Here is a 26209-nt window from a genome sequence, read left to right as displayed (position 1 = left end):
CGTGAGCTACTTCGTCAAACGGCTCGGCCAATCGGTGCTCACCGTCTTCGTGGTGGTGTCGGCCAGCTTCGGCCTCATCCGGCTGCTCCCGGGCGGCCCGCTCGACTACCTGCGGGCACAGATGATCCAGCAAGGGGGAAGCAGCATGTCGATGGGCGAGATCAACCGCCGCATCGCCGCGCAGACCAACATCGCGGTGAACGAGCCGCTCTACGTCCAGTACGTCGAGTACATGACCGCCATCCTCCAGGGGGACTTCGGCCGGTCCATCTGGTACGAGGAGCCGGTGTCGACCGTCATCGGCCCGGCCATCCCGTGGACGGTGTTCCTGACGGCCTCGGCGCTGTTCCTCGCGTTCACCGTGGGCGTCTCACTGGGCGCGTTCATGGCCTACCGCGAGGGGTCGACCTTCGACGTGGCCAGCACGGGCGTCGGCCTCGTCCTCAACTCCACGCCCAACTACGTCGTCGCGCTGCTGGCGGTCGCGTTCCTCGGCTACCGGTTCGAGCTGTTCCCGACCGGCGGCCGGTACGCCTCCGCGTTGACTCCCGGGTTCAACGTCCCGTTCTTGGCGAGCGTGCTCTACCACGGAGCGCTGCCCATCCTCTCGATGGCCGTCGTCGGGTTCGGCGGGTGGGCGCTGAACATGCGCGGCAACAGCATCCGCGTGCTCGGCGAGGACTATCTCCGGGTGGCCCGGCTCCGCGGCCTCTCGACGCGGCGGATCGGCTTCCGCTACGTCGCACGCAACGCCATCCTGCCGATGTACACGGGCCTGATGATCGCCATCGGCACCGTCTTCGGCGGCGCGGTCATCATCGAGAACATCTTCGCGTACCCCGGCGTCGGGTTCTACCTCATCCAGGCGATCAACGCCCGGGACTATCCGCTGATGATGGGCGGGTTCATCCTCATCACCGTCGCGATGGTCATCGGCATCACGATCGCCGACCTGACCTACGGCTGGCTCGACCCCCGCGCCAAGGGAGGTGGTTCGCGTGAAGCGTACTGACGACCCCCACCCGGGGACCGACGCGGCCGCCCCGGACGGTGACACCGCCCCGGAGAACGACACCGACCCGGTCGTGGCCGCGCTCGGCGAGCGGCCGGTCGCGACCGACGGCGGCTCGACGGTCGGCGACTTCCAGCGGGTGGCAGACGTCTCGATGAGTGCCGCCGAGCGCCGCCGACAGTGGCTCGACGAGAAGGTGCTCGCCCCGGCACGCATCGTCTGGGACGACTGGCGTGCCCGGGTCGGCGTGTCGATCGTGCTGGCCTACCTGCTTGTGGGGCTGGTCGGCCCGCTGCTGATCACGGCACCGCGCCCCAACCAGGGGCCGCTGCTGGTGGGCGCGTTTCGAACGCTCCAGTACCCGCTCGGGACGACCACCTCGGGCGTCAGCATCCTCTCCCAGCTGGTGTACGCTACCCCGTCGATGCTCGTGATGATCGCCTCGGGGGCCGTGTTCACGGTCGTGCTCGGGACGGTCGTGGGCACCGTCTCCGGCTACAAAGGCGGTCGCATCGACAGCGGGCTGATGACCGTGACGGACATCATGATGACCATCCCGGGGCTGCCGCTCACCATCGTGCTCGCGGCGGCGCTACAGATCGAGGGGAACCCGGCCGTCATCGGCGTGCTCATCACGGTGAACGCCTGGGCGGGGCTGGGCCGCGCCATCCGCTCGCAGGTCCTCACGCTGCGCGACGCCGAGTACGTCGAAGCCTCACGCGTCATGGGGATCGGGACCCCACAGATCATCCTCGGCGATATCGTCCCGAACCTGATGCCGTACATCACGATGAACTTCGTCCAGCAGGCCCGGGCCGTCATCTTCGGCTCCGTCGGGCTCTACTTCCTGGGCGTACTCCCCTACACCAGCGTCAACTGGGGTGTGATGATGAACGCAGCCGTCAACCGAGCGGGGGCGACCTCCTCGGCGGCGGCGTTCCACTGGCTGCTGATGCCGATGTTGACCATCATCATCCTCGCGCTTGGACTGACGCTGCTCGCACAGGGTGCCGACCGCATCTTCAACCCGCGCGTCCGCGCCCGCCACGCCAGGTCCATCGAGGGTGACGGCGACGACGAATCGGGCGGAACGACCACCACGACCGGAGGACTCTGATCTGATATGTCACGACCAACCGACGACCCCGTATCGGAGGCGGGCGCTGGCTCCGCCTCTGTCCCCGACCCGAGCGCCGAGACCACCACCGACCCGAGCGCCGAGACCACCACCGACCCGAGCGCCGAGACCACCACCGACCCGAGCGCCGAGACCACCACCGACCCGAGCGCCGAGACCACCACCGACCCGAGCGCCGAGACCACCACCGACCCGAGCGCCGAGACCACCACCGACCGCGACGACGCCGACCCCATCATCGAGGTCCGCGACGTCAGCGTCACCTACGACCTCGAACACCGTGACGCGATGGTGCTCGACGGCGTGGACATCGACCTGCACCGCGGCGAGATCCTCGGCGTCGTCGGCGAGTCCGGGTCGGGCAAGTCGATGCTCGCCAACGCGATGATGGACGCCGTCGAGGAGCCGGGCATCACGACCGGCGAGATCCGCTACTACCCCGAACCGGGGGCGGAGCCGGTGAACGTGCTCGACCTCTCGGACGAGCGCCTTCGAGCGCTCCGCTGGGAGGAGATCTCGATGGTGTTCCAGGGCGCACTCTCGTCGTTCAACCCGACGATGACGATCCGTGGCCACTTCGAAGAGACGCTCGAGGCGCACGACTACGATGTCGAGGCCGGGATGGAGCGGGCTCGACAGCTGCTGGCGGACCTCTATCTCGACCCCGACCGCGTGCTCGACGCGTACGCCCACGAGCTGTCTGGGGGGATGAGCCAGCGGGCGCTCATCGCCCTCTCGCTCGTGCTGGAGCCGCAGGTGCTGTTGATGGACGAGCCGACTGCCGCGCTGGACCTGCTGATGCAGCGCTCCATCCTCAGCCTGCTCGACGACATCCAGGAGAAGTACGACCTCACCATCCTGTTCATCACCCACGACCTCCCGCTCGTGGCGGGGCTGGCCGACCGGCTGGCCATCCTCTATGCGTTCGAGCTCGCGGAGGTCGGCCCCAGCGACCAGGTCGTACGCGACTCCGCACACCCGTACACGCGGGCGTTGCTGAAGGCGGTCCCGACCCTCGACGCACCGCTCTCGACGATGCGGCCGATCGACGGAACCGCACCCAATCCCGCGCACGTCCCGGACGGGTGCCACTACGCACCACGGTGCCCGCTCGCAACCCAGGAGTGCCACCAGTCACCGCCACCGTGGTTCGAGGTCGGCGACGGCCACCGGACGGCCTGCTATCACCACGAGCAGGCGGCGGATGCCGTCCCGATGGACGCCGAGGGGGTGTTCGAGTCGTGAGCGAGCCCGAACAGGCCCCGGACGCGGCCGGGGATGACGCTGGACGACTGGGCAGTGCGGGCGGCGGGGACGACGACATCGTGGTCTCGCTGGAGAACGTCTCCATCAGCTTCGAGCAGGAACAGGGGCTCCTCGACTCGCTTTTCACCGACGCGCCACGGGTTCACGCCGTCGACGGCGTCTCGCTGGACATCCCGGAGAACGACGTGATCGCGCTGGTCGGTGAGTCCGGCTGTGGCAAGACCACGCTCGGGAAGGCCGCGATCGGTCTCCAACGCCCGACCGAGGGGCGCGTCACCTACCGCGGCCAGGACGTCTGGGCCGCGAAGGACGGCCGCGGCGACGTGGATGTCCCCTACGAGGAGATCCGCAAGTCGCTCCAGATCATCCACCAGGACCCCGGCGCGTCGCTCAATCCCAACCGAACGGTCCTGCGGACGCTCGAGACACCGCTCAAGCGGTGGCAACCCGAGATGTCCACCGAAGACCGCCGGGCGCGTATCTTCGCGTTACTGGAGCGGGTCGGGATGGAGCCGGCCGCCGACTACGCCCACCGGTACCCCCACCAGTTGAGCGGGGGTGAACAACAGCGGATCGCGCTCGTCCGGGCCCTGTTGATGAACCCGGACGTCATTCTGGCCGACGAGGCCGTGAGCGCGCTCGATGTCTCGCTGCGGGTGGAGACGATGGACCTCCTGCTCGAGTTGCAAGAGCAGTTCGACACCTCCTTCGTCTTCATCTCGCACATGCTGTCGAACGCCCGCTATCTCGCGGAGAAGGCCGACGGGCGCATCGGCATCATGTATCTCGGGAAACTCGTCGAGATCGGGCCGCCGGAGGAGGTGCTTGGCGACCCGAAGCACCCCTACTCCGAGGTGCTGCGGTGGGCGACCGCCAACCTCGACCCGAGCCAGCAGGAGATCGCCGACCCGCCGGTGCGGTCCATCGACATCCCGGACCCGGTGAACCCGCCCTCCGGCTGCCGGTTCCACACCCGGTGTCCCGAGGCCCGCGCGGTCTGCACGAGCGAGGCACCCGACCTCGACGAGGCGGCGGGCGCCCCCGGCACCCACTGTGCGGCCTGCCACCGGACCGACCCCGACCACGCGTACTGGGACAGCGACCCCCTGGAGGGAACCGACGGCGTCGAACTCCCCTCGGAGGACGAGTGAGATGGGCTCCGACGGGGCTCTCGATGGCTGCGCGGCTGGCACCCGGTTCGACGCCGACTGCGACGCCTGCGCTCCGCACGCCGCCGTCCGGGGTGGTCCCGCGTGACGGCCATCTGGCGTGCCTTCCTGGGGTCGAGCGCCGTCCTCCTCGTCCTGCTCGGGCTCTCGACCCCCTTCATCCGGCCCGGTACCGGGAGCTACACGGTCTCGCTTCTGAGTTTCGGGATGCTGTCGGTGATGTTCCTCGGCTCCGCGCTGTTCATCGCCCTCGACTGGGACCCACTGGAGGAACTGGCCTAACAGAACCCAACTAGCAACACCAACACACACCATGTCACGAGCACTCGTCGTCGTCGAAGAACCGAGCCGCGAACAGCACCTACTCGAACGGGCCCGAGCCTTCGCCGTGGGCGAGGACACGGAGATCGTCGTCCTCGCGCTCGCGACGCCAGACGAGTACGAAGCGGTCGAGGAGACGCTGGCGGAGATCGGTCGCATCGAACACACCACGTACGACGTGGACGACATCGGAGAGGGCGTCTTCGGAGACGTTGCCGACGTTGCCCACGATGTCCTCGCCCCCGCGGTCGAATACGAGCTCCACACGGCCGTCCAAGAGACGGGCGAGCAGGCCGACGCGATACTCGACCTCGCGACCCGTACCGGCTGCGACCACGTGTTCCTCTCGGGGCGTCGTCGTTCGCCGACCGGGAAGGCCGTCTTCGGCGACCGTACCCAGCGGGTCATCCTCACCTTCGACGGATACGTCACCGTCTCGATGAGCTAGACCTCCCTCACTACCACGGCCCCGCCGTGGCGACCGAGAGCAGTACGATATTCTACCGTGGGGATTCGCCCCAACGCTTATTCTGTAGGGGTACATCCCTACATATAGGGATGACAGACGACGTGACCGTGGTGCGAGACGAACAACTCGCCTACGACGACGGCGAGATCGTCAAGGTCCGGTTGCTTCGTATCCCACAGTCTGACCGCTTCCCGACCGGTGTGAAATACGCCTTCCACTACGGCGAAGCCGGTGCGGAACACCCCATCATCCGGTTCGACAACCACCACGGCCCTCACGAACTCCATCTCGGCGCTCGGACGTTCGAGATCGAGTTCCCCGGGTTCGTGTTCCTCAACGACTGCTTCCGGGCGGCACTCCCGCCGAAGAAGCGCGAGGACTGGTGACGCCACGCCACGTCGCCTGCCCCCAGCTCACGGTGATCCACATGACCGACACCCACCCAATCGATCCCGAAGGCCGAACGCTCCATATCCGGTTACTGGATGCAGAGGACGACCGCTCGGAGCTTGATGACGTACTCGAAGCGCTCGATGCGGGCGAGGAGGTCGAAGCAGACTCCGACCCCGTCCTCCGCGTTGAAAGCCTCGCCACCCTCGGACGGGTCCTGCGGGAGACGAACCTCGAACTGCTCGACGCAATCGCCCGCCACGAACCCGAGAGTATCCGGGCACTCGCGCGGGCGGTCGACCGTGGCCCGAAAGAGGTGCTCCAGAACGTGAACGAGCTGGAGGACTACGGGCTGATCGCCGTCGAGGAACGCGGGCAGTCGAAGCGCCCGTACCTTCCATATGAGAAGCTGGATATCGAACTGCCGTTCCCGCATCCAGGTGATGACCTCATGTCGGCCACGTCATCACCGGCCTGATACAGTTGCGAGCGCATATCCCCGTCTTCAGGCGCGGGAGGAGGTCAATCGTTCGTCTCAACGTTCTCTTCCGTTCCCGAAAACGCTATCGGAGTATATGAATAACGGCGTACAACGAACACATACGATGACAACATCCGACGACCGGGGACAGCCCCCCGACGACCGAGACGAGGTGGTGCTCGAAGAGGAGTTGCGTGTTCTGGGGCTCTCCGACACGGAGATCGCTACGTATCTCGCGCTCCTGTCGCGGGGTGAGGCGACCACGAGCACCGTCTCGGAGGACGCCGGCGTCACCCAGCGGGCGATCTACGACATCGCCGAGCGGCTCGAGAACCGGGGACTGGTTCGCGTCAACGACCACGCGTCGCCGACGACCATCCGTGCCGTCCCGCCCGACGAGGCGATTTCGTCGCTCTCCGCGCGGCTGGAGTCGATGACGCCCGCGCTGGACGAGCGGTACAACGAGATCCAGCCGCAGGCTCCCGAGATACAGATGGTGAAGTCGCGACGGACGGCGCTCAAGCACCTGCAGAACTCCATCTCACAGGCCACCAGTGAGATCGCCGTCGCGGTGCCGGAACACGTCTTCCCATCTATCGAGCAGGAACTGCGGGCCGCGGTCGAACGCGGCGTGCTCGTCTTCCTGCTGATCGGAAAGAGAGACCCCCACGACGGGGATGCACAACGGTTCGCGGGTGTCGCGGACGTCGTCCGCTGCTGGAGTGAGAGCCTGCCGCTCGTCTACGCGGTGGACGGGGAGTCGGCGATGGTCGGCAGTGCGAACATTCTGGCGAGCACGCAGGAAACGGAGGACGCCGTCTCGGTCTCCGAGACCGGGCTCGCCGGGGCGATCTTGGGGCTCTACCTCAGCGCCTACTGGCCGGCGGCCACCGAGGTGTTCGTGACCGAGCCGTGTTCGCTCCCGCGGACGTTCGCGTGGTTCCGACAGGCCACCCTCCACGCGGTGCTCCACCAGCACGCGGGCACCGACCTCTGGGCGGACGTCGAGACCGACGACGGGGAACGCATCACCGGCTGGGTGACCGAGGTCAGACAGGCGTTGGTCGAGCCGGGAACGAACGATTTCACGCTGGAGACCAGCCTCTGTCTCGAGACCGACGACGGCGTCGTCAGCGTCGGCGGGCCGGGCTCGTTCATCGAGGATTACGAGGCCACTTCGGTCACGCTCCGCGTGGAACCATGACCGAGATCGCCTTCCAGCTGTACAGTCTGCACGGCATCGAGGACCCGCTGCCGGTCGTCCTCGACCGGGTCGGCCGAACCGGGTTCGACGGCGTCGAGTTCGCCGGCCTCGGCGGGACGGAGCCGGCGGCCGTGGCGGCCGCACTGGACGAGCACGGGCTGGCTGCGGCCGGTGCCCACGTCGGACTGGAGACGCTCGAATCGACCGACGCGGTCGCCAGAACGTACCGGAACCTCGGCTGCCGGCAGCTGACCGTCCCGTGGCTCCCGCCCGAGGTGTTCGACTCCCGGTCGGCGGTGGCAGCCGCGGCCGACCGGCTCGACAGCATCGCGCGGTCGGTCGGAGCCCACGGCTGCCAGCTCAACTACCACAACCACGACCACGAGTTCCGGACGCTCGGCGACGGGAGCGCGCTCGACGCGCTGCTGGCGCTGACCGAGGTCGGCTTCCAGCTCGACCTCGGGTGGGCGGGCGTCGCTGGCTACGATCCGCTGGCCCTGCTCGACCGCTACGGCGACCGTATCGACCTGGTCCACCTGAAGGACTACGACGCCGCGGCGGCCGCTCCCGCCCCCGTCGGTGCGGGCGATCTCGACCTCGGTGCGACCGTTGCGGCGGTGCGGGACCACGATGTCGACTGGCTCATCTACGAGGCCGAACACGCCCCCGACTCGTACGCGACGCTCGACCGCGCGGCCGCGTTCGTCGAGGAGTACTGGTAGCTGCGATAGGCGAGAGCGTTCATATCCCTTTCCGGGAAGACGCTCCTGTACAACCGCGAGCAGCCGCGACCGGTCGTGCCAAACCCCTTATCCGGTCACGAACCCACCCTCCGGTAATGGACGGACTCGACGCCGACATCGTGGGTGCCGACGTGGCCGCCGAACGCAGGAACGAGGTGGTCTCCCGCGTCCGCGAGCACGCGGGGCGCATCGCCTACGAACTCGCGCGACTGCAGGGCGGTGACTACGGCCAGCGCTCCTTCTCGACGAAGCGGGGGGAGTGGACGGTGAAGTACGAGGCCGGCGATCTCGAATACCTCAGATATAAGGGAAAATCCGGGGGGGAGGTGTACGTCATCTCCACGAAACAGCCACCCGGACCGGCGGAGCTCGCCCGGGCAATGGCGGACTACGACGCGTTCGTCGCGGCGTACAACGAGCACGTCGCCTCGCTCGACGGGATGCTCGATTCGGTCGATACGGAGTTCCCGGAACTCGAATCCACGGAGGCGGTGGTTGCCGAACGGGACCGCATCGCCGAGACGATCAGAGCGGTCTGCGACACGATGGCCGGGGAGCTCCACCGGTACGAGGGGACGGACTACGGGAGCTACGCGGCTCGCGTGGGTGGCTCGCGCTGGGAGCTGAAGTGGGAGGGGGACCGCGCGTCGTACCTCCGCGTCGGTGGGGAGGGTGGCGTCTATCTGGTCTCGCAGTACGGGCCCGCGGGGGCCCCCGAAGTGCGGCGGCTGGCCCCGGAGTTCGGGGGGTTCGTCGAGGCGTACAACGAGCACGTGCGGGGGCTCGAACTCGACCTGCGGGAGATCGAGCTGTGAGCCCGGTCCCCTACTCGTTCTCGGTTTCTTCCGTCGCGGGCGGGGCCGACCGGTCCACGGTGCCGTCCGGGTCGAGGACGAACCAGGCGTCGTTGACGCCCTGGCCGGTCGCGTCGCCCCGGCTCTCGTCGCGGAACCAGTAGTAGAGCGGCATCCCGTTCGCCGTCACCTGCCACGTCCCGTCGGTGCGCTGGGTGGCATCCAGCTCGGCGGTGACGTTCCGGCCGGCGGTGACGGCGTGGCGCTGGCTCGCGTCGACGAGCAGGGGTGGCCACGCCTCCGCACAGCCGCCGTAACAGGTGCTCTCGTGTGGCTCGTCGGGGACGAACATGTAGAGCGTCATCCCGTGGGGGTCGACGAGGGTGGGGCCGAGCCCCTCGATATCGCGGGTGGAGACGGTGGGCATGATGGGCTGGCCCGCCCCGTTGAGCAGGAACCAGACGTTGCCGACCTCCTGGCCGTCCACGTCGCCGGGGCGCTCGTCGCGGAACCAGTAGTAGAGCGGCATCCCGTTGGCGGTGACCTGAATCGTCCCGTCGGTGCGGGTGGTGGTGCCGAGCGTCGCGCGGACGCCGGCCCCCCGCACGACGTGCTGGGGGCTCTCCACGAGCAGGGGTGGCCACGCCTCCGCACAGCCACCGTAACAGACGCTCTCCGTGCCCTCGTCGGGCGTGAACATGTAGAGGCTCATGCCGTTCGGGCCGACGAGGATGGCCCCGTACCGCTGGTGGGTGCGGATGCCCACGGTGGGGGCGATATCCTCCGCGGGCGGAAGGGGGGTTCGCGTCGGGGGCTCGGGTGTTCCGGTCGGCTCCTGGGCCGAACAGCCGGCGAGGGCGCCCGCGAGTCCCGTCGCGGCGGTCAGCTTGAGTACGTCTCGTCGATTGACCATACGCACAGGTGGGGTGGCACGCCGCATGACACGTCGGGGGCGGATGCCGGGGAAACTGCCGGATTCGACGGCTGACGGGGCGATTCGCGGCGGTCAGGGGGTGTGTACCCACAGCGGGCCACACCAGCCGGCGGCCCCGTCGGTCTGTCGCACGCGGAGGTAGTAGACGTCCGCGTCGGTCCCCTGCTCGGCGTCGTAGCTGAGCCCCTCGATCGGCGTGTCGTCCGTGAGCGTCGTCTCGTAGCCCCAGCCGTCGAACCCCTCCTGGTCGGGCTCGTGGACGTGCCACGGCTCGTTGTTCTTCACGACGGTGACGCGGGCGAGCGGCGCGCTCCCGTGGGCGCGGACGCGCACGGTGCGGGGGCCGTCCGCGACCACCTCGCTCCCCTGCTCGCCCACGCGGACCCCGTCGATCTCGAGGTCGAGCAGCGGGCGTGCGGGCTGGGTCGTCCCGTAGACGGCCCGGGACTGCAGGGCGTCGAAGATCCCCTCCCGGGAGCGCTCCGCGGCGCGGAAGGCGACCAGTCCCCCAGGATAGGAGCGTTCGTCCCAGACACGCCAGATGTGGCCCCAGCCGATGCCGTCCTCGCGCCACTCGCGGAGGCTCGGGAGGTGTGGGTCGCAGTGGATGGGGGAGTGGCCGGGGAACGGCCCGTGGTAGTCCGAACTGGCGAGCATCCCGACGCGGTGGCCGCAGGCGAGCGCGTCCTGTACGTAGTGGCCCGGCTCGCCGATCTCGCCCTGCCCCATCGCGAGCGGGAAGGGGTTGTCGTCCCGACGCTCGCTGGAGCCCCACTGGGAGTACACCTCTACGAGGGGGGCCAACTCGTCGTCGTATGCCTCCGAGAAGTCGAAGGGGTACATCGCCTCCGCTGGGTGGTGCGGGATCGTCAGCACGTCGTGGCCCGCGTCGCGCCACTCCCGGAGCGCGTCCCACAGGTCGCGGTAGGTGTGCGTCTCCGGGTCCAGCGAGTCGAACAGCTTCGCGTCTTCCGAGTGCTTGAAGTAGACGTTGAGGTGGCCCCCGCGGTTGGGTTGCTTGGTCCACTCGTAGGCGGGGAGGGTGACGAAGGCGCCCTCCTCGTTGAACTGCTCGGCCGCGTCGAGGGCGCGTTCGAACCCACCCCGGTGCATCTTCCGGCGCTGCCACTGCGCGGGGACGAAAAAGCCCATCGTGTCGTGGTCGGTGTAGGCGGCCACGTCGAGGTCCATCACGTCGCGGGCGAACGCGTACCCCTTCTCCATCGTCCCCGCCCCATCCGAGAGCTTCGAGTGGAGGTGGATATCCCCCCAGTAGACGCGGGTGTCGGGGTCGCTCTCGTGGACGCGGACGGGGTTCGAGACGAACCGCTCCCCCTCGCGTTCGAGGACGAGATAGTGGACGCCGGGGGCCCCAAAGGTGACCTCGACGGTCTCGCGGCCGATGCCGGTTCCCGAGAAGGCGAGTCGCCGGGGGGTCTCCGCGTCGTCGTCGGTACTCGTCACCGCGAACGCCCCGTCGAACTCCGGCAGGAGCCGTTCGTACTCGTCCCACGCCTGCACGCTCGCGGTCACGCGCTCGCCCGCGACGGCCGTGGAGGGGCAGATGACGTGTGCGTCGGTGAACGTCCCGGTGCGGCTGGCCCACAGCTCGCGCAGCGAGGGGCGACTGTCGGCGAACACGGCGAGGGTCTCGCGGAGGCCGGGCATACCCCCCTCTTCTCCGAGGGGGAAGAAAAGCGCCCTGACTGTTTTACCCTCGCAGGTTCTCTGGGTCCCATGGACCTCCGGACGGAACTGAAGGGGAGTCTCCTCGCCGGAACCCTGCTCGTCGCACCGCTCGCGGTCACCGTCCTCGTGTTGCGCATCGGCTACGGCTATCTCACGGGGGTCATCAACCCCGTGGCGAAAGCCGCCGGGCTGGCGCGTTACACCGCGAACGTCGAACTCGCAGCGCAGGCGCTCGCGGTCGTGCTCATCCTCCTCGGTATCACGCTGGTGGGCTTCATCGCCCAGCGAAGCCTCGGTCGCCGGCTGTTCGGGGGGCTCGACCGCGCGGTGGGGTTCATCCCCCTGGTCTCGGTCATCTACACCAGCGTCCGGCAGGTCGCGGACGCGCTGGGCACCCAGGAGAGCCGCTACGAACAGGTCGTCCTCGTCGAGTACCCCCGCGAGGGGATCTACTCGGTGGGGTTCGTGACGGGCGACTCCCCCGGCGCCGCAGAGCGCATCGCGGGCGAGGACGTGTACAACGTCTTCCTGCCGAACAGCCCGAACCCGACGGCGGGGCGGCTCGTGCTCGTCCCCGCCTCCAGGGTCCACGAGACGGACCTCCCCGTCCGCCGGGGGATCCGGATGCTCGTCACCACCGGGATGGCCGACACGGAGGAGGAGCTCCAGCAGTTCACGACGGAGTTCCCGCACGGCGAGCCCTCGGAGAGCCTTTAGGCGCCCGCGGTGAGGTTCCGGTATGGACGATTCCACCGCCGACGATGGCCTCGCGTGGGAGACGCTCGCCTCCGGCATCGACTACAGCTGTCCGGGGTTCGACGTACAGCGCGACGAGGTTCGCCTCCCGGACGGGACGGATTCGGCGTTCCACTTCGTCACGGAATCGGAATCCGTCGTGGTGCTCCCTTTCACCCCCGATGGCGACGTGGTCGTCATCGAGGAGTGGCGCCAGGCCGTGGGACGGGTGAACTTCGGGCTGCCGGCGGGGACGCTCGACGGGGACGAGGAGCTGACGACGGCCGCGCACCGGGAACTGGAAGAAGAAACGGGCTACGAGGCCGCGAGCATGGAACCGCTCGCGAGCTACGAGCCGGCGAACGGCCTGCTGGATACCGTCTTCCACTACTTCGTCGCCCGTGGCTGTGCGCCGACGGGCGAACAGGAGCTGGATTTCAACGAGTCCATCCGCGTCTCGGAGACGACGTTCGCCGACCTCCGCGACCGGGCGCTCGCGGGCGAGCTCCGGGACGGCCGCACTGCGCTCGCCGTCCTCCAGTACGCGCTCGCCGGCGAGTAGCCCGCGAGCGCCGAACGCGCCGCTTTTACCCGCGACCGGGCTAGCCGGGGTATGCGCGACAGCTTCGAACTGCGGACCCTCGACGGCGCCGGCCGCATCGGCGACCTCGAGGTGCCCAGAGCCGGCGTCACGGTGGAGACGCCGGCGCTGCTCCCCGTCATCAACCCCCACATCCGGACCATCGAGCCCGCCGAACTCGAATCCGACTTCGGGGCGCAGATCCTCATCACGAACGGCTACATCTTCTACGGCTCCGACGAGTTCCGCGACCGGGCGCTGGCGGAGGGACTCCACGACCTGCTCGACTTCTCCGGGGCCATCATGACCGACTCGGGCTCCTTCCAGCTCGCGGAGTACGGCGACATCTCCGTCACCACCGAGGAGATTCTCCAGTTCCAACACGACATCGGGTCGGACATCGGGACCCCCGTCGACATCCCGACCCCGCCGGACGTCTCCCGGGAGCAGGCCGAACGGGACCTCGCCACCACCAAACAGCGACTGGAAATCGCCGAGGGCGTCGACGTGGGCGAGATGCTCGTCAACGCACCCGTGCAGGGCTCTACCTATCCCGACCTCCGCGAGGAAGCGGCCAGACACGCCTACTCCACGAGCCTCGACGTGTTCCCCGTCGGTGCCGTCGTCCCCCTGATGAACGACTACCGGTACGCGGAGATGGTGGAGGCCGTCCTCGCTGCCAAACGGGGGCTGGGTGCCGACGCCCCGGTCCACCTGTTCGGCGCGGGCCACCCGATGATGTTCGCGCTGGCCGTCGCCGCCGGCTGTGACCTCTTCGACTCCGCGGCCTACGCGCTCTATGCACGCGACGACCGATACCTGACCGTGCGGGGCACCGAGAAGCTCGCCGATCTCGACTACTTCCCCTGTTCCTGTCCGGTCTGTTCCGACACCACGCCGGACGAGGTGCGGTCGCTTGACGGCGATACCCGGGAGCGAACGCTCGCCCGGCACAACCTCCACGTCACCTACGAGGAGCTCCGCCGGGTGAAACAGGCCATCAGGAGTGGGAACCTCCTCGAACTCGTCGAGGAGCGCGCCCGCTCGCACCCGGCGATGCTGGACGGCTACCGCGCCCTGCTCGACGGCGTGGACCAGCTCGAAGCGTCGGACCCCGTCTCGAAGGGCTCGTTCTTCCACGTCTCGACGGAGAGCGCCCGTCGCCCGGAGGTGACACGCCACCACGACCGGCTCTCGCGGCTGCCGGTCGAGGGTGAGACCGTTCTGCTCACCCAGGGCGGGAACAACGGCGGCTTCGACGAGACCTGGCGGCTGGTCCCCCCGTTCGGACCGTTCCCCCGCGCGCTCTCGAAGACGTACCCCCTCACCGCGGAGACGCCGGAACGGTTCGACCGCGCGGCGTACGAGGCCGCGGCTGCGGGCGTCCGCGCGCTCGTCGAGGCGAACCCCGAGACCGAGTTCACCGTGGGCTACTTCGACTGGCCCGAGGCGGCGCTCGACGCGCTCCCCGACGCCGTCGGCCTGCTCGACCTCCGCGAGGGCGACGGCGGTTCCGACACGTAGCCGCGAAGCCATCCGCCCGCGGGTCCTATTCTTCGCTATGTACACCCGACGTGGGACCCTCCAGCTCATCGGCGCGACGGCCCTCGCCGCGGGCGCCGTGGGCGTCGCGGCGTCGATTCCCGGCCCCGAACCTCCTCGGATCGTCAAACGCGGCCAGTCGCTGCTCTCCGACCCCCGCGGCGACTACGCCGAAGTCGACGTGCGTACTGATGGGACGTTCGCCGTCGTGGGCCACTCCGATCCCGATGGCGGCTCCTTCCTCGTCGACATCCACGACGACCAGCACCCCGTGGAGGCACACGTCCTCCCCGCGCCGCCCGAGACCCGGATTCCGGACGTGAAGTTCGACCCCCGGGACGGCCTGTATTATCGCTCGATGGAGCCGACCGACGACGACGGGGTCGGCGCCATCGAACTCGTCGACTACGGCTTCGCGGAGGGGACGCCCGCGTCCCCGGTGGTCCTCGCCCGGCTCGAGGCGGGGCCCACCCACAACCTCGTCGCCCACCCGACCGCGCCCGTGCTCTACGCGACGAACGAGGCGGACGAGCCAGGGGGGCTGGACGTCTGGGACGTCTCCGACCCGCGGAACCCCGTTCGGGTGGGAGCGTTCGGCCCCCGGGGTGACCTCCACGACGTGACCGTCGACGCGACGACGAACCGCGCCCACCTCGCGTACATCGGGGATGGGCTGGACGGCTACGTCGTCATGGACATCTCCGACCCCCTCGCCCCGGTCGAGGCGATGCGGTTCGACTACGCCGGGCGCATCACGCCCGACGAGGCTGGGCTCGGCGTCGAGGCGTTCGAGAACTGCCACTACGCGCTGGGCCGCGGTGACCTCGCCGTCGTCGGCGACGAGGTCGCGTTCGGCGTCCCCGGCGGGAAACACGTCTTCGACCTCTCCTCGGGGACACCGGAGCCCATCGGCTACGTCGTCTCTCCCAACGCACAGGTGCAGGAGGAAGCCTTCGACTGGACGGGCCACAACTTCGATTTCGGGCCCAGAGAGCTGCTCGTGAGCGGCGACTACCGGGAGGGACTCGTCGTCTACGACCTCGCGGACCCAACGACCCCGACGGCCGTGGCGACCTACGAGACGAACGACATGGCCGAGGCGGCGGAGGCCATCGACCCCGGTGACCCGCCGCGGGCGTGGGCCGCGGTCTACAACGAGCGCCGTGACCTCGTCGTCGTCTCGGACATGCGGACGGGGCTCTACGTCTTCCGCCTCCGATAAGAAGCCTATTGGCCGTCCGTCTCGGATTCGCTCCCATGACCGACTACTTCGAGGTTCACGAGCGGGACGGCCCCGCGCGACTCGGGGAGCTCCGCCTCTCGGAGCCGCTCGTGACCCCTGCGCTCGTCGACGACGTGCTGTCCGATGCGGGGAGCCTCTGGCGCGAGGACCAGCCGACACCCGAGGGTGACGAGTCGACGCTCACCGTGCTCCCCCACCGCGGCTTCCCGGGCGGCACGGCCACGGAGGTCCAGGAGGCGTTTCAGGTCCAGTACGAGGACGTCGACTTCCCGAGCGCGGCCGTCGTCGGCACGGAGACGGCCCAGGACTTCGGCGCGGACGCCTACGTGCTCTCCGGTGGTCCCGGGCTGGATGGGCACGCCGCCGCGTTCGTCGACGCCCTGCTCTCGGTGAAGGAGGCGCTTCCCGCGGACACCGCCCTCATGCTGCCGGGCGTCGCCACGCCCGCCAACGTCGCCACGCTCGCGTGGGCCGGCGTCGACCTCTTCGACGCCGATAAGGCCTATATCAGGGGATTGGAGGGGTTCTACCAGCACACGGACGGCGAGTCCTTCCTCGAGGACTTGGAAGAGCTCCCGTGCGCCTGCGAGGCCTGCCGCAAGCCCCGCTCCGAGTTCACCCGGAAGGACTGCGCCGAGCACAACGTCAACGCCCTCTCCGCGGAGCTCGCCCGGGTCCGCGAGCGGGTCCGCCGCGGCCGCCTGCGAGACTACATCGAGGGACAGGCCCGCCACGAGGCGTGGCTCACCGCCCTCTTCCGCCGGCTCGACAGCCAGTACGCGTATCTGGAGGAGCACACCCCGATCCAGCGGCGCTCGGAGCTGCTCGCCGCGAGCGAGGAGTCGCTCCGACGCGTGGAGATCCAGCGGTTCGCGGACCGGGTGACCTCCCAGTACCGCAACCGGTTCGACGCGCCGCTCGTGCTGGTTCCCTGCTCGGCGCGCAAGCCCTACAGCGAGTCACAGAGCCACAAGCAGTACTCGCGGGCCATCTCGTATCGTGGGCATATCGTCTCGATGACCTCTCCTATTGGAGTTGTCCCGAACGAACTCGAACTCACCTACCCCGCCCAGCACTACGACTCGGTCGTGACGGGCGACTGGAGCGAGGACGAGGTGACGTTCGTCGCGAGCGTCCTCGAACGCTACCTCGAACGCAACGACTACCCCCAGTACATCGCGCACGTCCCCGAGGACTACCGCCCCATCGTCGAGCGCGTCGAGGAGTCGCTGGACATCGCGTTCCAGTACACCGTCGCGGACCACCCGACGACGGACGCCTCGCTCGCGAACCTCGACGCCGCGCTGGAGGGGTACGACCAGTATCGGAAACGCACCCGCGAGCACAACACCGTCCGTGCGGTCGCCGACTTCCAGTTCGGCGACGGCGCGGGCGACGCACTCTTTGGCGACCACATCCAGACGGGGGGGCGCTACCCCTCGCTGCGGGTCATGAGCGAGGGCGAGCAGCTCGCGACCCTCGTCCCGCAGTACGGCACGCTCTCGCTGACGCTCGAAGGCGGCCGGCAGTGGGTGGACTCCGACGTTCCCACCAAACGGGTCGAGATAGACGCGTTCGTCCCGCAGGGGTCGGTGCTCGCGCCGGGCATCATCGACGCCTCGGAATCGATTCGGGTGGGCGACGAGATCGTCTTCGAGGGGCCGAAGGCGTTCGGCGTCGGCCGGGCCGCGATGTCCGGCCGCGAGATGGCCGAGTCCACTCGGGGTATCGCGGTGGACGTCCGCCACACCGAGGAGCGCTGACGAGAGACGTAGGCTTTTCACGGGTGGGGCGATACCGACTGACATGGACCCTGTCGACCTCGGTATCCCACGCCAGATCCTCGACTCGCTGCCGGGTGACTCCAACGCCGCGAAGGACATGGAGCGCGCCCTGGAGGGGTACGAACAGCGGGTGAACCGCGCCCTCGCCGACGCGACGAGCGAGGCGGAGGCCGCGGGCGTCGTCCTCGACGTCATCGAACATCTGGAGGACCGCGCGAAGACGTACGACGAGTTCGTTCCCGAGTTGCGCGCGTGGGGCCAATCCCCGATTTACGCCATCTGCTGGCGGAACTTCTGTGCCGCGCTCATCGAACAGCTCTACGACCACGAGGATATCGGGGAGCAACTCGATAGAGAACGCAACGCCCGTATCGTCGACGACGGCATCCGGCTCTCGGACGCGGCGGAAGACTGAATCTGCCGATCGGCGCCGCGTGACCTCTCAGCGCAGTAATCGTTAAGTGTGGGTCTCTGTCACATAGGACATGGGGTCAGCGGCGGCCACGTTCCACCTCGCCGCACTGTCGGTGTCGGCACTCACGACGGCGGGGCTGGGGGTCGTGGGTTGGTGGTATCGGCGTCGTCCGGGAGCGAAGCCGTTCGTCGGGCTGATGGCCGCGACGACGGTCTGGACGCTCGGTTACGTCGTCGGCCTGTTGACACCGATGTACGCGGCGCGGCTGTTCTGGGAGCAGATGCAGTGGCCCGGCATCGTCTTCGTCCCGGTCTTTCTCTTCCTGTTCATCGTCGAGTACACGGGCCACGACGACCTCGTCACCCCGCTGTCGGTCGGCGTGCTCGTCTCCATCCCCGTGGTCACGCTGGCACTCGTCTGGACGAACCCCTGGCACCGGCTGGTCTGGGCCGAGACGATGCTCCGCCAGCCCGCGGGGCTCGTCGTCGCCTCACAGGAGTTCGGCCCGTGGTACTGGGTGAACCTGCTGTACACCTACCTCCTCGTCGGCGGGAGCGTCGCCCTGCTCGGCTTCTCCATCTACCGGTCGCGACGGCTGTTCTCCCGGTCGTCGCTGCTCGCCGCGGTTGGCATCCTCGTCCCCCTGCTCGCCAACTTCGCGTCGGTGTACGGGCTCTCGCCGGTCGAGGGGCTGGACCTGACGCCCTACGCATTCACCGTGACGGGCCTCGTCTTCGCGTACGCCATCTTCGGCTACGGGCTGTTCCAGCGGTCGCCGGCCGTCCTCCGACGCGGTCGCCACTCCGCGCTCGCGGACCTCGACGACGGCGTCCTCGTCACCGACGATGACGGGGTCGTGGTCTTCGCCAACGCCGCGGCACGGGCCGTGTTCACCGGGCCTCCGGTCGGTGACCGACTCGAGACGCTCCTTCCCGACCATCCCGAGCCGGGCGCGACCGGACTCTGCCCTCTCGCCGACCGGGTGTACGAGGTCAGCGCCTCCCGAATCACGGGTGGAGCCGAGCCCATCGGCGTCACCTACCTGCTGTACGACGTGACCGATCGCGAGGCCCGGCTGGCCGAACTCGAACGCCAGCGGAGCGAACTGGACGCGCTGAACCACATCAACGGGGTCATCCGGAGCGTCGGGCGCGTGCTCGTCTCTTCCCCCGATCGCGAGACCATCCGCGACGGCGTCTGCCACCAGCTCGCGGTCTCCGCACCGTACGCCGACGCGCAAATCACGAGCGAACGCCGGGACGAGCCCGCGGTCGAGCCGCTTCCGGACGGCGGCGGCGAGCGTGCGGTCGTTCCCCTCGTCTACGAGGAGACGGCCTACGGCACGCTGTTCGTCGACCGCGCGGACGGGGTGGGGGTCTCCGACCGGGAGCTCGCGATTCTGGTCGAACTGGGGGAGGGCATCGGGCTGGCGCTCAACGCCGCGGAGGCCCGACAGACCCTCGTCTCCGACTCGGTGGTGGATATCGACTACGCCATCGCGTCCGAGCGGTCGTTGCTCGCCGGGGCCGCCGCCGCGACCGAGACGACGCTTGGGCTCCGCGGCTGTGTCACCGTCGACGACGAGGAACTGCTCCTCTATCTCGACGCGGGCGAGGCCGCGGCGGACGTGGTGACGTGGCTCGCGGAGCAGGCCGCGGCGCGGACGGTGCGGGTCGTCGACGACGACGGGACGGTCGAACTCCGGGTCGCCGGCCCAACGGCGCTCCACACGCTCTCGGCCCACGGCGTGCAGGTCCGCGAGGCGACGGCCGACCGAACGGGCCTCCGGCTCGCGGTTCGGACGGCGAGCGGGAACGACGTGCGGGCGCTCACCGACGCGCTCGACGCTGCGGTGGGTGGCGTGACGGTGCTGGCGAAACGCGAACGCCGGCGCCGCGACTTCGACACGTTGCCCACCGACCCGCTCGGACTGACGGCCCGCCAGCGCGAGGCGCTGGAGTCCGCGTACCTCTCGGGCTACTTCGGGTGGCCCCGTGACAGTACTGCGGAGGAGGTGGCCGACGCGATGGGGCTCGCCCCGTCGACGTTCCACAGCCATCTTCGGAAGGCCGAGGCGAAGCTCATCGAGTCGCACCTCGACCCCGAATAACGGATTAAAGCATCGATTAATCGATAGACTGAGGCGAGATGATTCGGCAGCCGGTCGAGCGCCGGATGTGGCCGTGTCGAGGGGAGCTCCGGGCCGACACGAAGTAGTTCGATGCAGGGTTTACCTCCGCTGTCCTGGAACGCGGGGCATGACACAGCGGCGACAGTCCTGGTTTCCGACCGGGCGAATGGGGGTGGAATCGGCAGCCGTGGGGCTGGCGAGCGGCACATGACCGGCTTCTCTCACGTGCGGGCGACCGGCGCGGTCATCTTCGCGTTTCTCGTGATGCTCTCGCCGATGGCCGCCGCGGTCCCCACACCGACGGGGTCGGTGGCCGCCCCGGCCAGCACGACGCAGGCGGCGACCACGGTGAACGTCACCGGGAGCGTCTTCCTCGCGGACGGGTCCGCGGCCGCCGGTGACAGCATCACCGCGTACACGCAGGACAGTAGCGTGACGCTCCAACAGTCCATCGCACGCATCGCGGCCAACGGAAGCTACTCCGTCCCCGTCGCACCGGGGGAATCCTACGCTCTCCAGTACGTGCAGGGCCACCCGAACGATACCGGGGCGGTACTGCCGCGCGACGGCTCGCCGGACATCTACCCGGTCGGTCGGGTGAACACCTCCGCGGACACCTTCATCGGGCTGACACAGCTTCCCACCGGCTACGTCGTGGACGTGCAGGTGGTCGACGGCTCCGGGAATCCGCTCGAAGGCATCCCGGTCACGCTCGTGGCGACCAATTCCCACGGCATGCAGGCCGGTTGGTCGAACGTCACCCGCGCCGACGGGCACATCTATCCGAACCAGGTCGATCCCGGCCTCGAACTGAATGGCTCCGTCAGGGTGACCGTCCTCCCGCCGTCGGAGTACGAGTCGCCGCCCATCACGCGAGAGCTCACGGTCAGCGAATCGACGAACGTGACCATCACGCTCGGCGAGGAGGCGCCACCGGGGCCCTCGGCGAGCGGTGACCTCACCGTCTCCGAACCGGTCGTCGCCGGCTTCACGCCCGCGAACTTCACCATCGAGAACGAGACGGGCGTGCAGGATGGCGACCGGTATCACTGGTCGTTCGGGAACGAACTCGGTGACCTGACGACCGCACCGAACAACAGCACGAGCCATCGCTACCGCCAGCCCGGCGAGTACGTGGCCAGCGTGCAGGTGTTCCGGAACGGCACCGAACAGCCGCTCTACACCGACTCGGTGCCCGTGACGGTCCTGCCCGCGGGGACGGCCGACCTCGTCGCCACGCCCGCGGTCCCGAACGCCTCCGAGACGGTGGATTTCACCCTCCGGAACGTCTCGCTGGGAGTCGATGCAAACGTGAGCTTCTACAGCTGGAACTTCGGCGACGGGAGCGGGGACTTCACGCAGGCCCCGAACAACAGCACCTCGCACGCGTACGCGGAGGCGGGGACATACACCGCACGCGTGACTGCCTACGATGGAACGGAACGGCTGCTGTTCACCGCCACACGGGAGGTCGTCGTCGGCGAGGGTGACGGAGGTAATGAGCCGCCGGCCACCCACCCCCCGAGCGTCGTCCTCGGCGTGAACGAGACGACCGTCCGCGTCGGTGACCCGGTGCGGCTCGACGGCTCGGACTCATTCGACCCGGACGGCACCATCACCGAGTACCGGTGGGATGTCGACGACGACGGGACGGCCGACCGGACGACCTCGGACCTCGAGGACAGCATCGTCCACGCCTACAGGAGTGCGGGGACCCACACCGCGCGGCTGACCGTCGTGGACAACGACACCCTGACGAACAGCACGACGCGGACGATAACCGTGCTACCGACGGTGACGGCGACCGGCGGCGAGTGGCCGCAGTTCCACTACGACACGGCGAACGGCGGCTACAACGCCTCGGCCAGCGCTCCGGCGCCGCCCGTCACCAGCGTCTGGAACACGAGCGTTCGCGCCGCGGAACCGCACGCGCCGGTCGTCTGGAACGGCCTGGTCGTCAGCACCGAGGACCCGAACCTCCTCGCGCTGAACGCCTCGACCGGGGGTAACGCGTGGTCAACGTCGCTCTACCCGGCCGACTACGCCTTCAGTGACCGCTTCGACCTCACCTCCGCGCCGACCGTCGTCGACGGGGTCGCCTACATCGGCGCGTTCTGGGAGGACGAGAGCGCGGGCACCGTCCACGAGCGGGTGTACGCCGTCGACGCGACCACGGGGACCGAACTGTGGAACGTCTCGTACACGAGCGCGTGGGGCGGCTTCTTCGACGATGGCATCACCGTCGCCGAACCCAAGGTCGCGGACGGGACGGTGGTCGTCACCTCCGCGGTGAGCGACCGGGTGGTCGCCATCGACGCGAACACGCAGGCGGTCCTCTGGTCGGACGACCTCCAATCGCGTCACGACAGCGAGGTGGTCGCGCCGCCCACGATCTCTGACGGTCGCGTGTTCGTCACGCAGGGCTGGTCGCGCGGCGGGGCGAGGGGCTACCTCTACGCCTTCGACCTCACCACGGGGAACCACCTCTGGAATGCGAGCCTCGGCTTCAACTACGATGGCGCGGCCGTCGCGGCCGCGGACGGGGTCGTCTACGTCGCGCGCGACGGCGTCCCGACGGTCGCGTATCACGCCGCGAACGGGACCCAGCAGTGGTCCGGTGCCGACAGCTACGTCGGTGCCGATGGCTCCGCGGCGGTGACCGACTCGCTTGTCATCGTCGGGAAGGGGTACACCGCGGACCGCTCCGCCGGGCTCCCCGGTGGCGTCCGTGCGCTGGACCGAGACACCGGCGACCTCGTCTGGTCGGCCAACACGACCGGCGTGGTCACCGGTGCGCCCGCGGTCGCCGGAAACGAGGTAGTCTTCGCCACGACGAACGGGACGGTCCATTCGGTCGCCCTCTCGACGGGGACCGAGCACTGGCGCTACAAGCTCCCCGACGTGGATGACTGTGAGTTCAATTCCACCTCGGGCGAGTGTGAGTTCGTGCAGGTTGCAGCGCCCGTCGTCGTCGCCCCCGCCGTGGTCGACGGCGTAGTCTATCTCCGCGTCGGGACGAACTCGGTGACCGGCCGCGAGCTCGTCGCCATCGGACAGGTCGAAGCCAGCGGGACGTTCGACGCGGACCTGACCGTCTCCCCGCAGCCGGCGTACGCGAATGCGACGGAAGTGACGCTCGGGCTGGCGAACGAAAGCGGGACCGCTCCCGCGAGCTACGAGTGGACGTTCGGTGACGGCACGACGGCCCGGACGACCCACCCGGACGCCGACGTGACCCACGTCTACGACCGGCCCGGCACCTACACCGTGCGGGTCGTCGCCCGCGACGGGAGCGGCGCGGTGCTGTTCTCCGACCAGGCCACCGTGACGGTGAGCCGACCGACCGGCGACCTCGTGGCCAACCCGCCGAAGGCGGACGTGAACGTCACGAACGTCACCTTCCGGCTGGAGAGCGTCACCGGGGTGACGCCGACGTTCTACACCTGGGACCTCGACGGTGACGGCCAGTTCGAGGACTCCGGGTCGGTTCCGGTGACGAACTACACCTACGAACAGCTGCTGGGGCTCACCGACGCCCGCGTCGTCGCCTGGGGCGACGGCGAGACGGTCCTGTTCGAGGCCACGACGCGAATCAACGTCACCGACCGGATTCCGCCGGTGGCGAACGCCACCGCGTCCGCCGCGGTCGACCTCGGGGCCGAGTTCACCGTGAACGCCAGCAACTCCACTGACAACCACCGCGTCGCGGGCTACACGTTCACACCCGATTCGGGGAGCCCGGTGTCGGGGTCGTCGCCGACCGCGAACCTCTCGTTCGGTACGTCGGGGAGTCACACTGTCGACGTGACGGTGCGCGACCCGACCGGAAACGAGAACACGACGACGCTCTCGGTGTTCGTCCGTGACGTGCCTGACCTGGTCGTGAATGTCACGGCCCCGGCGACTCAGCGACTCAGCGAGGGCGCGAACGCCACCGTCACCGTCACGAACAACGGGACGGCGACGGCGGCGAGTTCGACTGTCCGCCTGAACGCGACGGCGCGGGTGTCGTACTACGAGAGCGACACGCACACCGTCGAGCGGTCGGTCGGCGACCTCGCTCCCGGCGAGTCCGCGACGCTCGATATCGATGTCACCGAGTGGGCCGAGGCGAACGTCACCAGTTCGCGGCCGCGCGTCGGCCTCGTGGCGACGGCCGACGCCGAGGACGCCGTCGACGAGGGGAACGAACGGAACAACGTCGCGGAGGCCGAGACGGAGGTTGGCTACAGCGACATCCGGGCGTACCTCTACGTCCCGTACAACAGCCTGCCGAGCGAACCGCACCCGGTGCGACTCACGTTCGTCAACACCGGAAATATCGCGTCGCCGACGCACACCGCGGAGGTGGCGTTCGGCGACGGCTCGCCGAACGAGATCGTCACCGTACCCAGTCTCGACCGGCGTGAACGCTACGAGACGACGGTGAGCCACACGTTCGAACTGGGGTCCAACCCGGTCGTCGTCAACGTGACCGATGACCCGCTCCCCGCCGGAAACTTCGACCGCGACCACACCAGAACCGAACAGTTCGACTTCGAACTGCGGGGTCCGAGCGCGCCCGACGAGGTGGTGCGCAACGAGACGTTCTACGTCTACGCCTGGTCGGACACGAACTACCGGTCGAACCTCTCGACGACCATCGAACTCCCCGACGGACTCGAACTGGTTGACGGCGAGCCGGTGACGCAGAACGGGACGCGGGAATCCTACGAATCGTTCTCGTGGGAGGTACGCGCCGTGAACCTCTCCAACGGGACGCCCTACGACATCGGTGTCACGGGGACGGCCCGCGGTGAGACGCAGAACGGGACCACGCAGGTCTCCGTCGTCGTGCCCAAGCTCCGGGTTCAGAACGCCAGCTCGGTCTCGCTGTCCGACGACGATAGCGCGACGGTGACGCTCGATATCCGCAACGAGACGACGTTCGACCACGAGGTGTCGGTGTCGGCGCAGCTCGGGCCCGCGGGCCGGACGCTCGCCGGACTCGACTACCTGTTCGACTACCCGCACGGCTGTGTCGAGCAGACCGCCTCGCCGCTGTTGACGGCGCTCAACACGGACCAGTACTACCGGTCGAACTCGGCTCCCGGTGGCTACGACGAGGCGAAGACCGACGGAGCCATCGCGGTCGGCGTCTCGCGGCTCACGACCGGCGAGAACGCCCAGCACGACAACGGTGCCTGGAGCATGTGGGGGAACGACCCCCGCGGCGACATGTACTACACCGCGTACGCGCTGTTCGCGACCAGCTCCGTCCGCAACGACGGCGTGCAGGGCGCGCGGGCCGGCGTGGCGAGCGACCTCTCGCAGGCCGACTTCAACGCGACGGTGCTGTGGCTGGAGGCGAACCAGGAGACAGACGGCCGCCTCGCGAATGACAAGTACTACTTCGAGGACGACATGGCGATGACCGGCTTCGCCCTCGCCGCCCTCGACCGCGCGGAGCCGTACAACGCCACCGCGTCGGCCGCGGCCGACCGAATCCGTGTGAACGCGACGGCCTATCTGGTGTCGACCCAGCGCGCCGACGGCTCGTGGGGCGACGGGGAGGCTAACGGCATGTCCACCGCCGTCGCCGTCTGGGGGCTCGCCCGCTCGGGCGTGGACACTCCCGCCGTGAACGACGCCATCGAGGACGGCGTCGCGTGGCTCCTCGCCAATCAGGAGGCCGACGGCGCGTGGAGCGAGGACCGCTCCTCCTCGTGGCGCTCCACCGGTACGGCGAGCGAGACGACCGGCTACGCCCTGCTCGCGCTGAACGAGACGGGAATTCCGGCCGACAACGAGACCATCACGCGGGGGACATCCTACCTCGTGGGCGTCTACGACACGGACGGCTCGTGGGGGTACACCCGTGCGAGTGCAGTCGCCATCGAAGCGCTGTTGACCCTCGACACGGGGGCCACGAGCCCCTCGCAGACCGCGACGGTCTCCTTCGGCACGGCGACGAACCCGTCACTCGTGACGAAGACCGTCTCGGTCGACGACGCGACACCGCAGGCGACGGTCAGGCTGACCGACGCCGAGTTGGCGACGTTGCGCGGGACCGGCCCACCGATACAGGTGACGATCGACTCGACGGGCGTCGGCCAGCTCGTTATCGGCATCGAGAACGACCAGCTCGTAAACGCGGACGAGTACGCCGAGAACACCGGAGGTGACTGAG

21 protein-coding genes are annotated in these 26209 nt (G+C 68.8%); 19 read left to right on the top strand and 2 right to left on the bottom strand.

Features of this window, described 5'->3' with window-relative positions; all coding sequences use genetic code 11:
• Window position 1: 1 nt before the first annotated feature.
• The 11 genes from ACQUQR_RS09830 to ACQUQR_RS09780 all read left to right on the top strand — a co-directional run bounded on the left by ACQUQR_RS09830 (window position 2) and on the right by ACQUQR_RS09780 (window position 9008).
• Complete coding sequence (locus ACQUQR_RS09830) at window positions 2-1012, top strand: ABC transporter permease (RefSeq protein WP_435196299.1); 1011 nt, start codon at window positions 2-4, stop codon at window positions 1010-1012.
• The gene (locus ACQUQR_RS09825) at window positions 999-2129 is read left to right on the top strand and encodes an ABC transporter permease (RefSeq protein ID WP_435196298.1); all 1131 of its coding nucleotides are present in this window, start codon (window positions 999-1001) and stop codon (window positions 2127-2129) included. The genes ACQUQR_RS09830 and ACQUQR_RS09825 overlap by 14 nt, the downstream gene beginning before the upstream one ends.
• A 6-nt stretch (window positions 2130-2135) precedes the next feature.
• Window positions 2136-3395, top strand: a complete 1260-nt coding sequence (locus tag ACQUQR_RS09820) for an oligopeptide/dipeptide ABC transporter ATP-binding protein (RefSeq protein WP_435196297.1) — start codon at window positions 2136-2138, stop codon at window positions 3393-3395.
• Window positions 3396-3442: 47 nt separating this feature from the next.
• On the top strand, window positions 3443-4567 hold the full coding sequence (locus ACQUQR_RS09815) for an ABC transporter ATP-binding protein (RefSeq protein ID WP_435196972.1): 1125 nt from the start codon (window positions 3443-3445) through the stop codon (window positions 4565-4567).
• Window positions 4568-4669: 102 nt separating this feature from the next.
• Window positions 4670-4867 (top strand): hypothetical protein, encoded by a 198-nt coding sequence (locus ACQUQR_RS09810; RefSeq protein WP_435196296.1) that lies wholly within the window; start codon window positions 4670-4672, stop codon window positions 4865-4867.
• Window positions 4868-4898: 31 nt separating this feature from the next.
• The gene (locus tag ACQUQR_RS09805; protein WP_435196295.1) at window positions 4899-5354 is read left to right on the top strand and encodes a universal stress protein; all 456 of its coding nucleotides are present in this window, start codon (window positions 4899-4901) and stop codon (window positions 5352-5354) included.
• 110 nt (window positions 5355-5464) lie between these two features.
• Window positions 5465-5761, top strand: coding sequence for a toxin-antitoxin system TumE family protein (locus ACQUQR_RS09800; RefSeq protein WP_435196294.1), 297 nt, complete (start codon window positions 5465-5467; stop codon window positions 5759-5761).
• Entirely contained in the window at window positions 5758-6243 is a 486-nt protein-coding gene (locus tag ACQUQR_RS09795; protein ID WP_435196293.1) for a hypothetical protein, read from the top strand. The genes ACQUQR_RS09800 and ACQUQR_RS09795 overlap by 4 nt, the downstream gene beginning before the upstream one ends.
• A 127-nt stretch (window positions 6244-6370) precedes the next feature.
• Window positions 6371-7450 (top strand): TrmB family transcriptional regulator, encoded by a 1080-nt coding sequence (locus ACQUQR_RS09790; RefSeq protein WP_435196292.1) that lies wholly within the window; start codon window positions 6371-6373, stop codon window positions 7448-7450.
• On the top strand, window positions 7447-8172 hold the full coding sequence (locus ACQUQR_RS09785; RefSeq protein WP_435196291.1) for a sugar phosphate isomerase/epimerase family protein: 726 nt from the start codon (window positions 7447-7449) through the stop codon (window positions 8170-8172). The genes ACQUQR_RS09790 and ACQUQR_RS09785 overlap by 4 nt, the downstream gene beginning before the upstream one ends.
• A 116-nt stretch (window positions 8173-8288) precedes the next feature.
• The gene (locus ACQUQR_RS09780) at window positions 8289-9008 is read left to right on the top strand and encodes a hypothetical protein (protein WP_435196290.1); all 720 of its coding nucleotides are present in this window, start codon (window positions 8289-8291) and stop codon (window positions 9006-9008) included.
• A 10-nt stretch (window positions 9009-9018) separates the two neighbouring features.
• Here ACQUQR_RS09780 and ACQUQR_RS09775 read toward each other — a convergent pair whose 3' ends face one another.
• A complete protein-coding gene (locus ACQUQR_RS09775) occupies window positions 9019-9900 on the bottom strand; it encodes a twin-arginine translocation signal domain-containing protein (protein ID WP_435196289.1) in 882 nt (293 codons plus the stop codon).
• A gap of 93 nt (window positions 9901-9993) precedes the next feature.
• Window positions 9994-11589: a DUF3604 domain-containing protein gene (locus tag ACQUQR_RS09770; protein ID WP_435196288.1), complete on the bottom strand. Its 1596-nt coding sequence runs from the start codon at window positions 11587-11589 to the stop codon at window positions 9994-9996.
• 69 nt (window positions 11590-11658) lie between these two features.
• Here ACQUQR_RS09770 and ACQUQR_RS09765 point away from each other — a divergent pair, with 69 nt between their 5' ends.
• The 8 genes from ACQUQR_RS09765 to ACQUQR_RS09730 all read left to right on the top strand — a co-directional run bounded on the left by ACQUQR_RS09765 (window position 11659) and on the right by ACQUQR_RS09730 (window position 26208).
• Window positions 11659-12327, top strand: a complete 669-nt coding sequence (locus ACQUQR_RS09765; protein WP_435196287.1) for a DUF502 domain-containing protein — start codon at window positions 11659-11661, stop codon at window positions 12325-12327.
• 22 nt (window positions 12328-12349) lie between these two features.
• Entirely contained in the window at window positions 12350-12907 is a 558-nt protein-coding gene (locus ACQUQR_RS09760) for an NUDIX hydrolase (protein ID WP_435196286.1), read from the top strand.
• Between the two features lie 51 nt (window positions 12908-12958).
• A complete protein-coding gene (gene tgtA, locus ACQUQR_RS09755; RefSeq protein ID WP_435196285.1) occupies window positions 12959-14449 on the top strand; it encodes a tRNA guanosine(15) transglycosylase TgtA in 1491 nt (496 codons plus the stop codon).
• 37 nt (window positions 14450-14486) lie between these two features.
• Entirely contained in the window at window positions 14487-15689 is a 1203-nt protein-coding gene (locus ACQUQR_RS09750; RefSeq protein WP_435196284.1) for an LVIVD repeat-containing protein, read from the top strand.
• A gap of 35 nt (window positions 15690-15724) precedes the next feature.
• Complete coding sequence (gene arcS, locus ACQUQR_RS09745) at window positions 15725-17473, top strand: archaeosine synthase subunit alpha (RefSeq protein ID WP_435196283.1); 1749 nt, start codon at window positions 15725-15727, stop codon at window positions 17471-17473.
• A 43-nt stretch (window positions 17474-17516) separates the two neighbouring features.
• Window positions 17517-17909, top strand: a complete 393-nt coding sequence (locus tag ACQUQR_RS09740; RefSeq protein ID WP_435196282.1) for a hypothetical protein — start codon at window positions 17517-17519, stop codon at window positions 17907-17909.
• A gap of 70 nt (window positions 17910-17979) precedes the next feature.
• Window positions 17980-20019, top strand: a complete 2040-nt coding sequence (locus ACQUQR_RS09735) for a histidine kinase N-terminal 7TM domain-containing protein (RefSeq protein ID WP_435196281.1) — start codon at window positions 17980-17982, stop codon at window positions 20017-20019.
• A gap of 228 nt (window positions 20020-20247) precedes the next feature.
• Complete coding sequence (locus tag ACQUQR_RS09730; RefSeq protein WP_435196280.1) at window positions 20248-26208, top strand: PKD domain-containing protein; 5961 nt, start codon at window positions 20248-20250, stop codon at window positions 26206-26208.
• Window position 26209: the final 1 nt, after the last annotated feature.

This window comes from Natronomonas sp. EA1 (assembly GCF_051195035.1).
Classification (GTDB): Archaea; Halobacteriota; Halobacteria; order Halobacteriales; family Haloarculaceae; genus JBNTJV01.
This window is presented reverse-complemented; position numbering and strand designations above follow the sequence as displayed.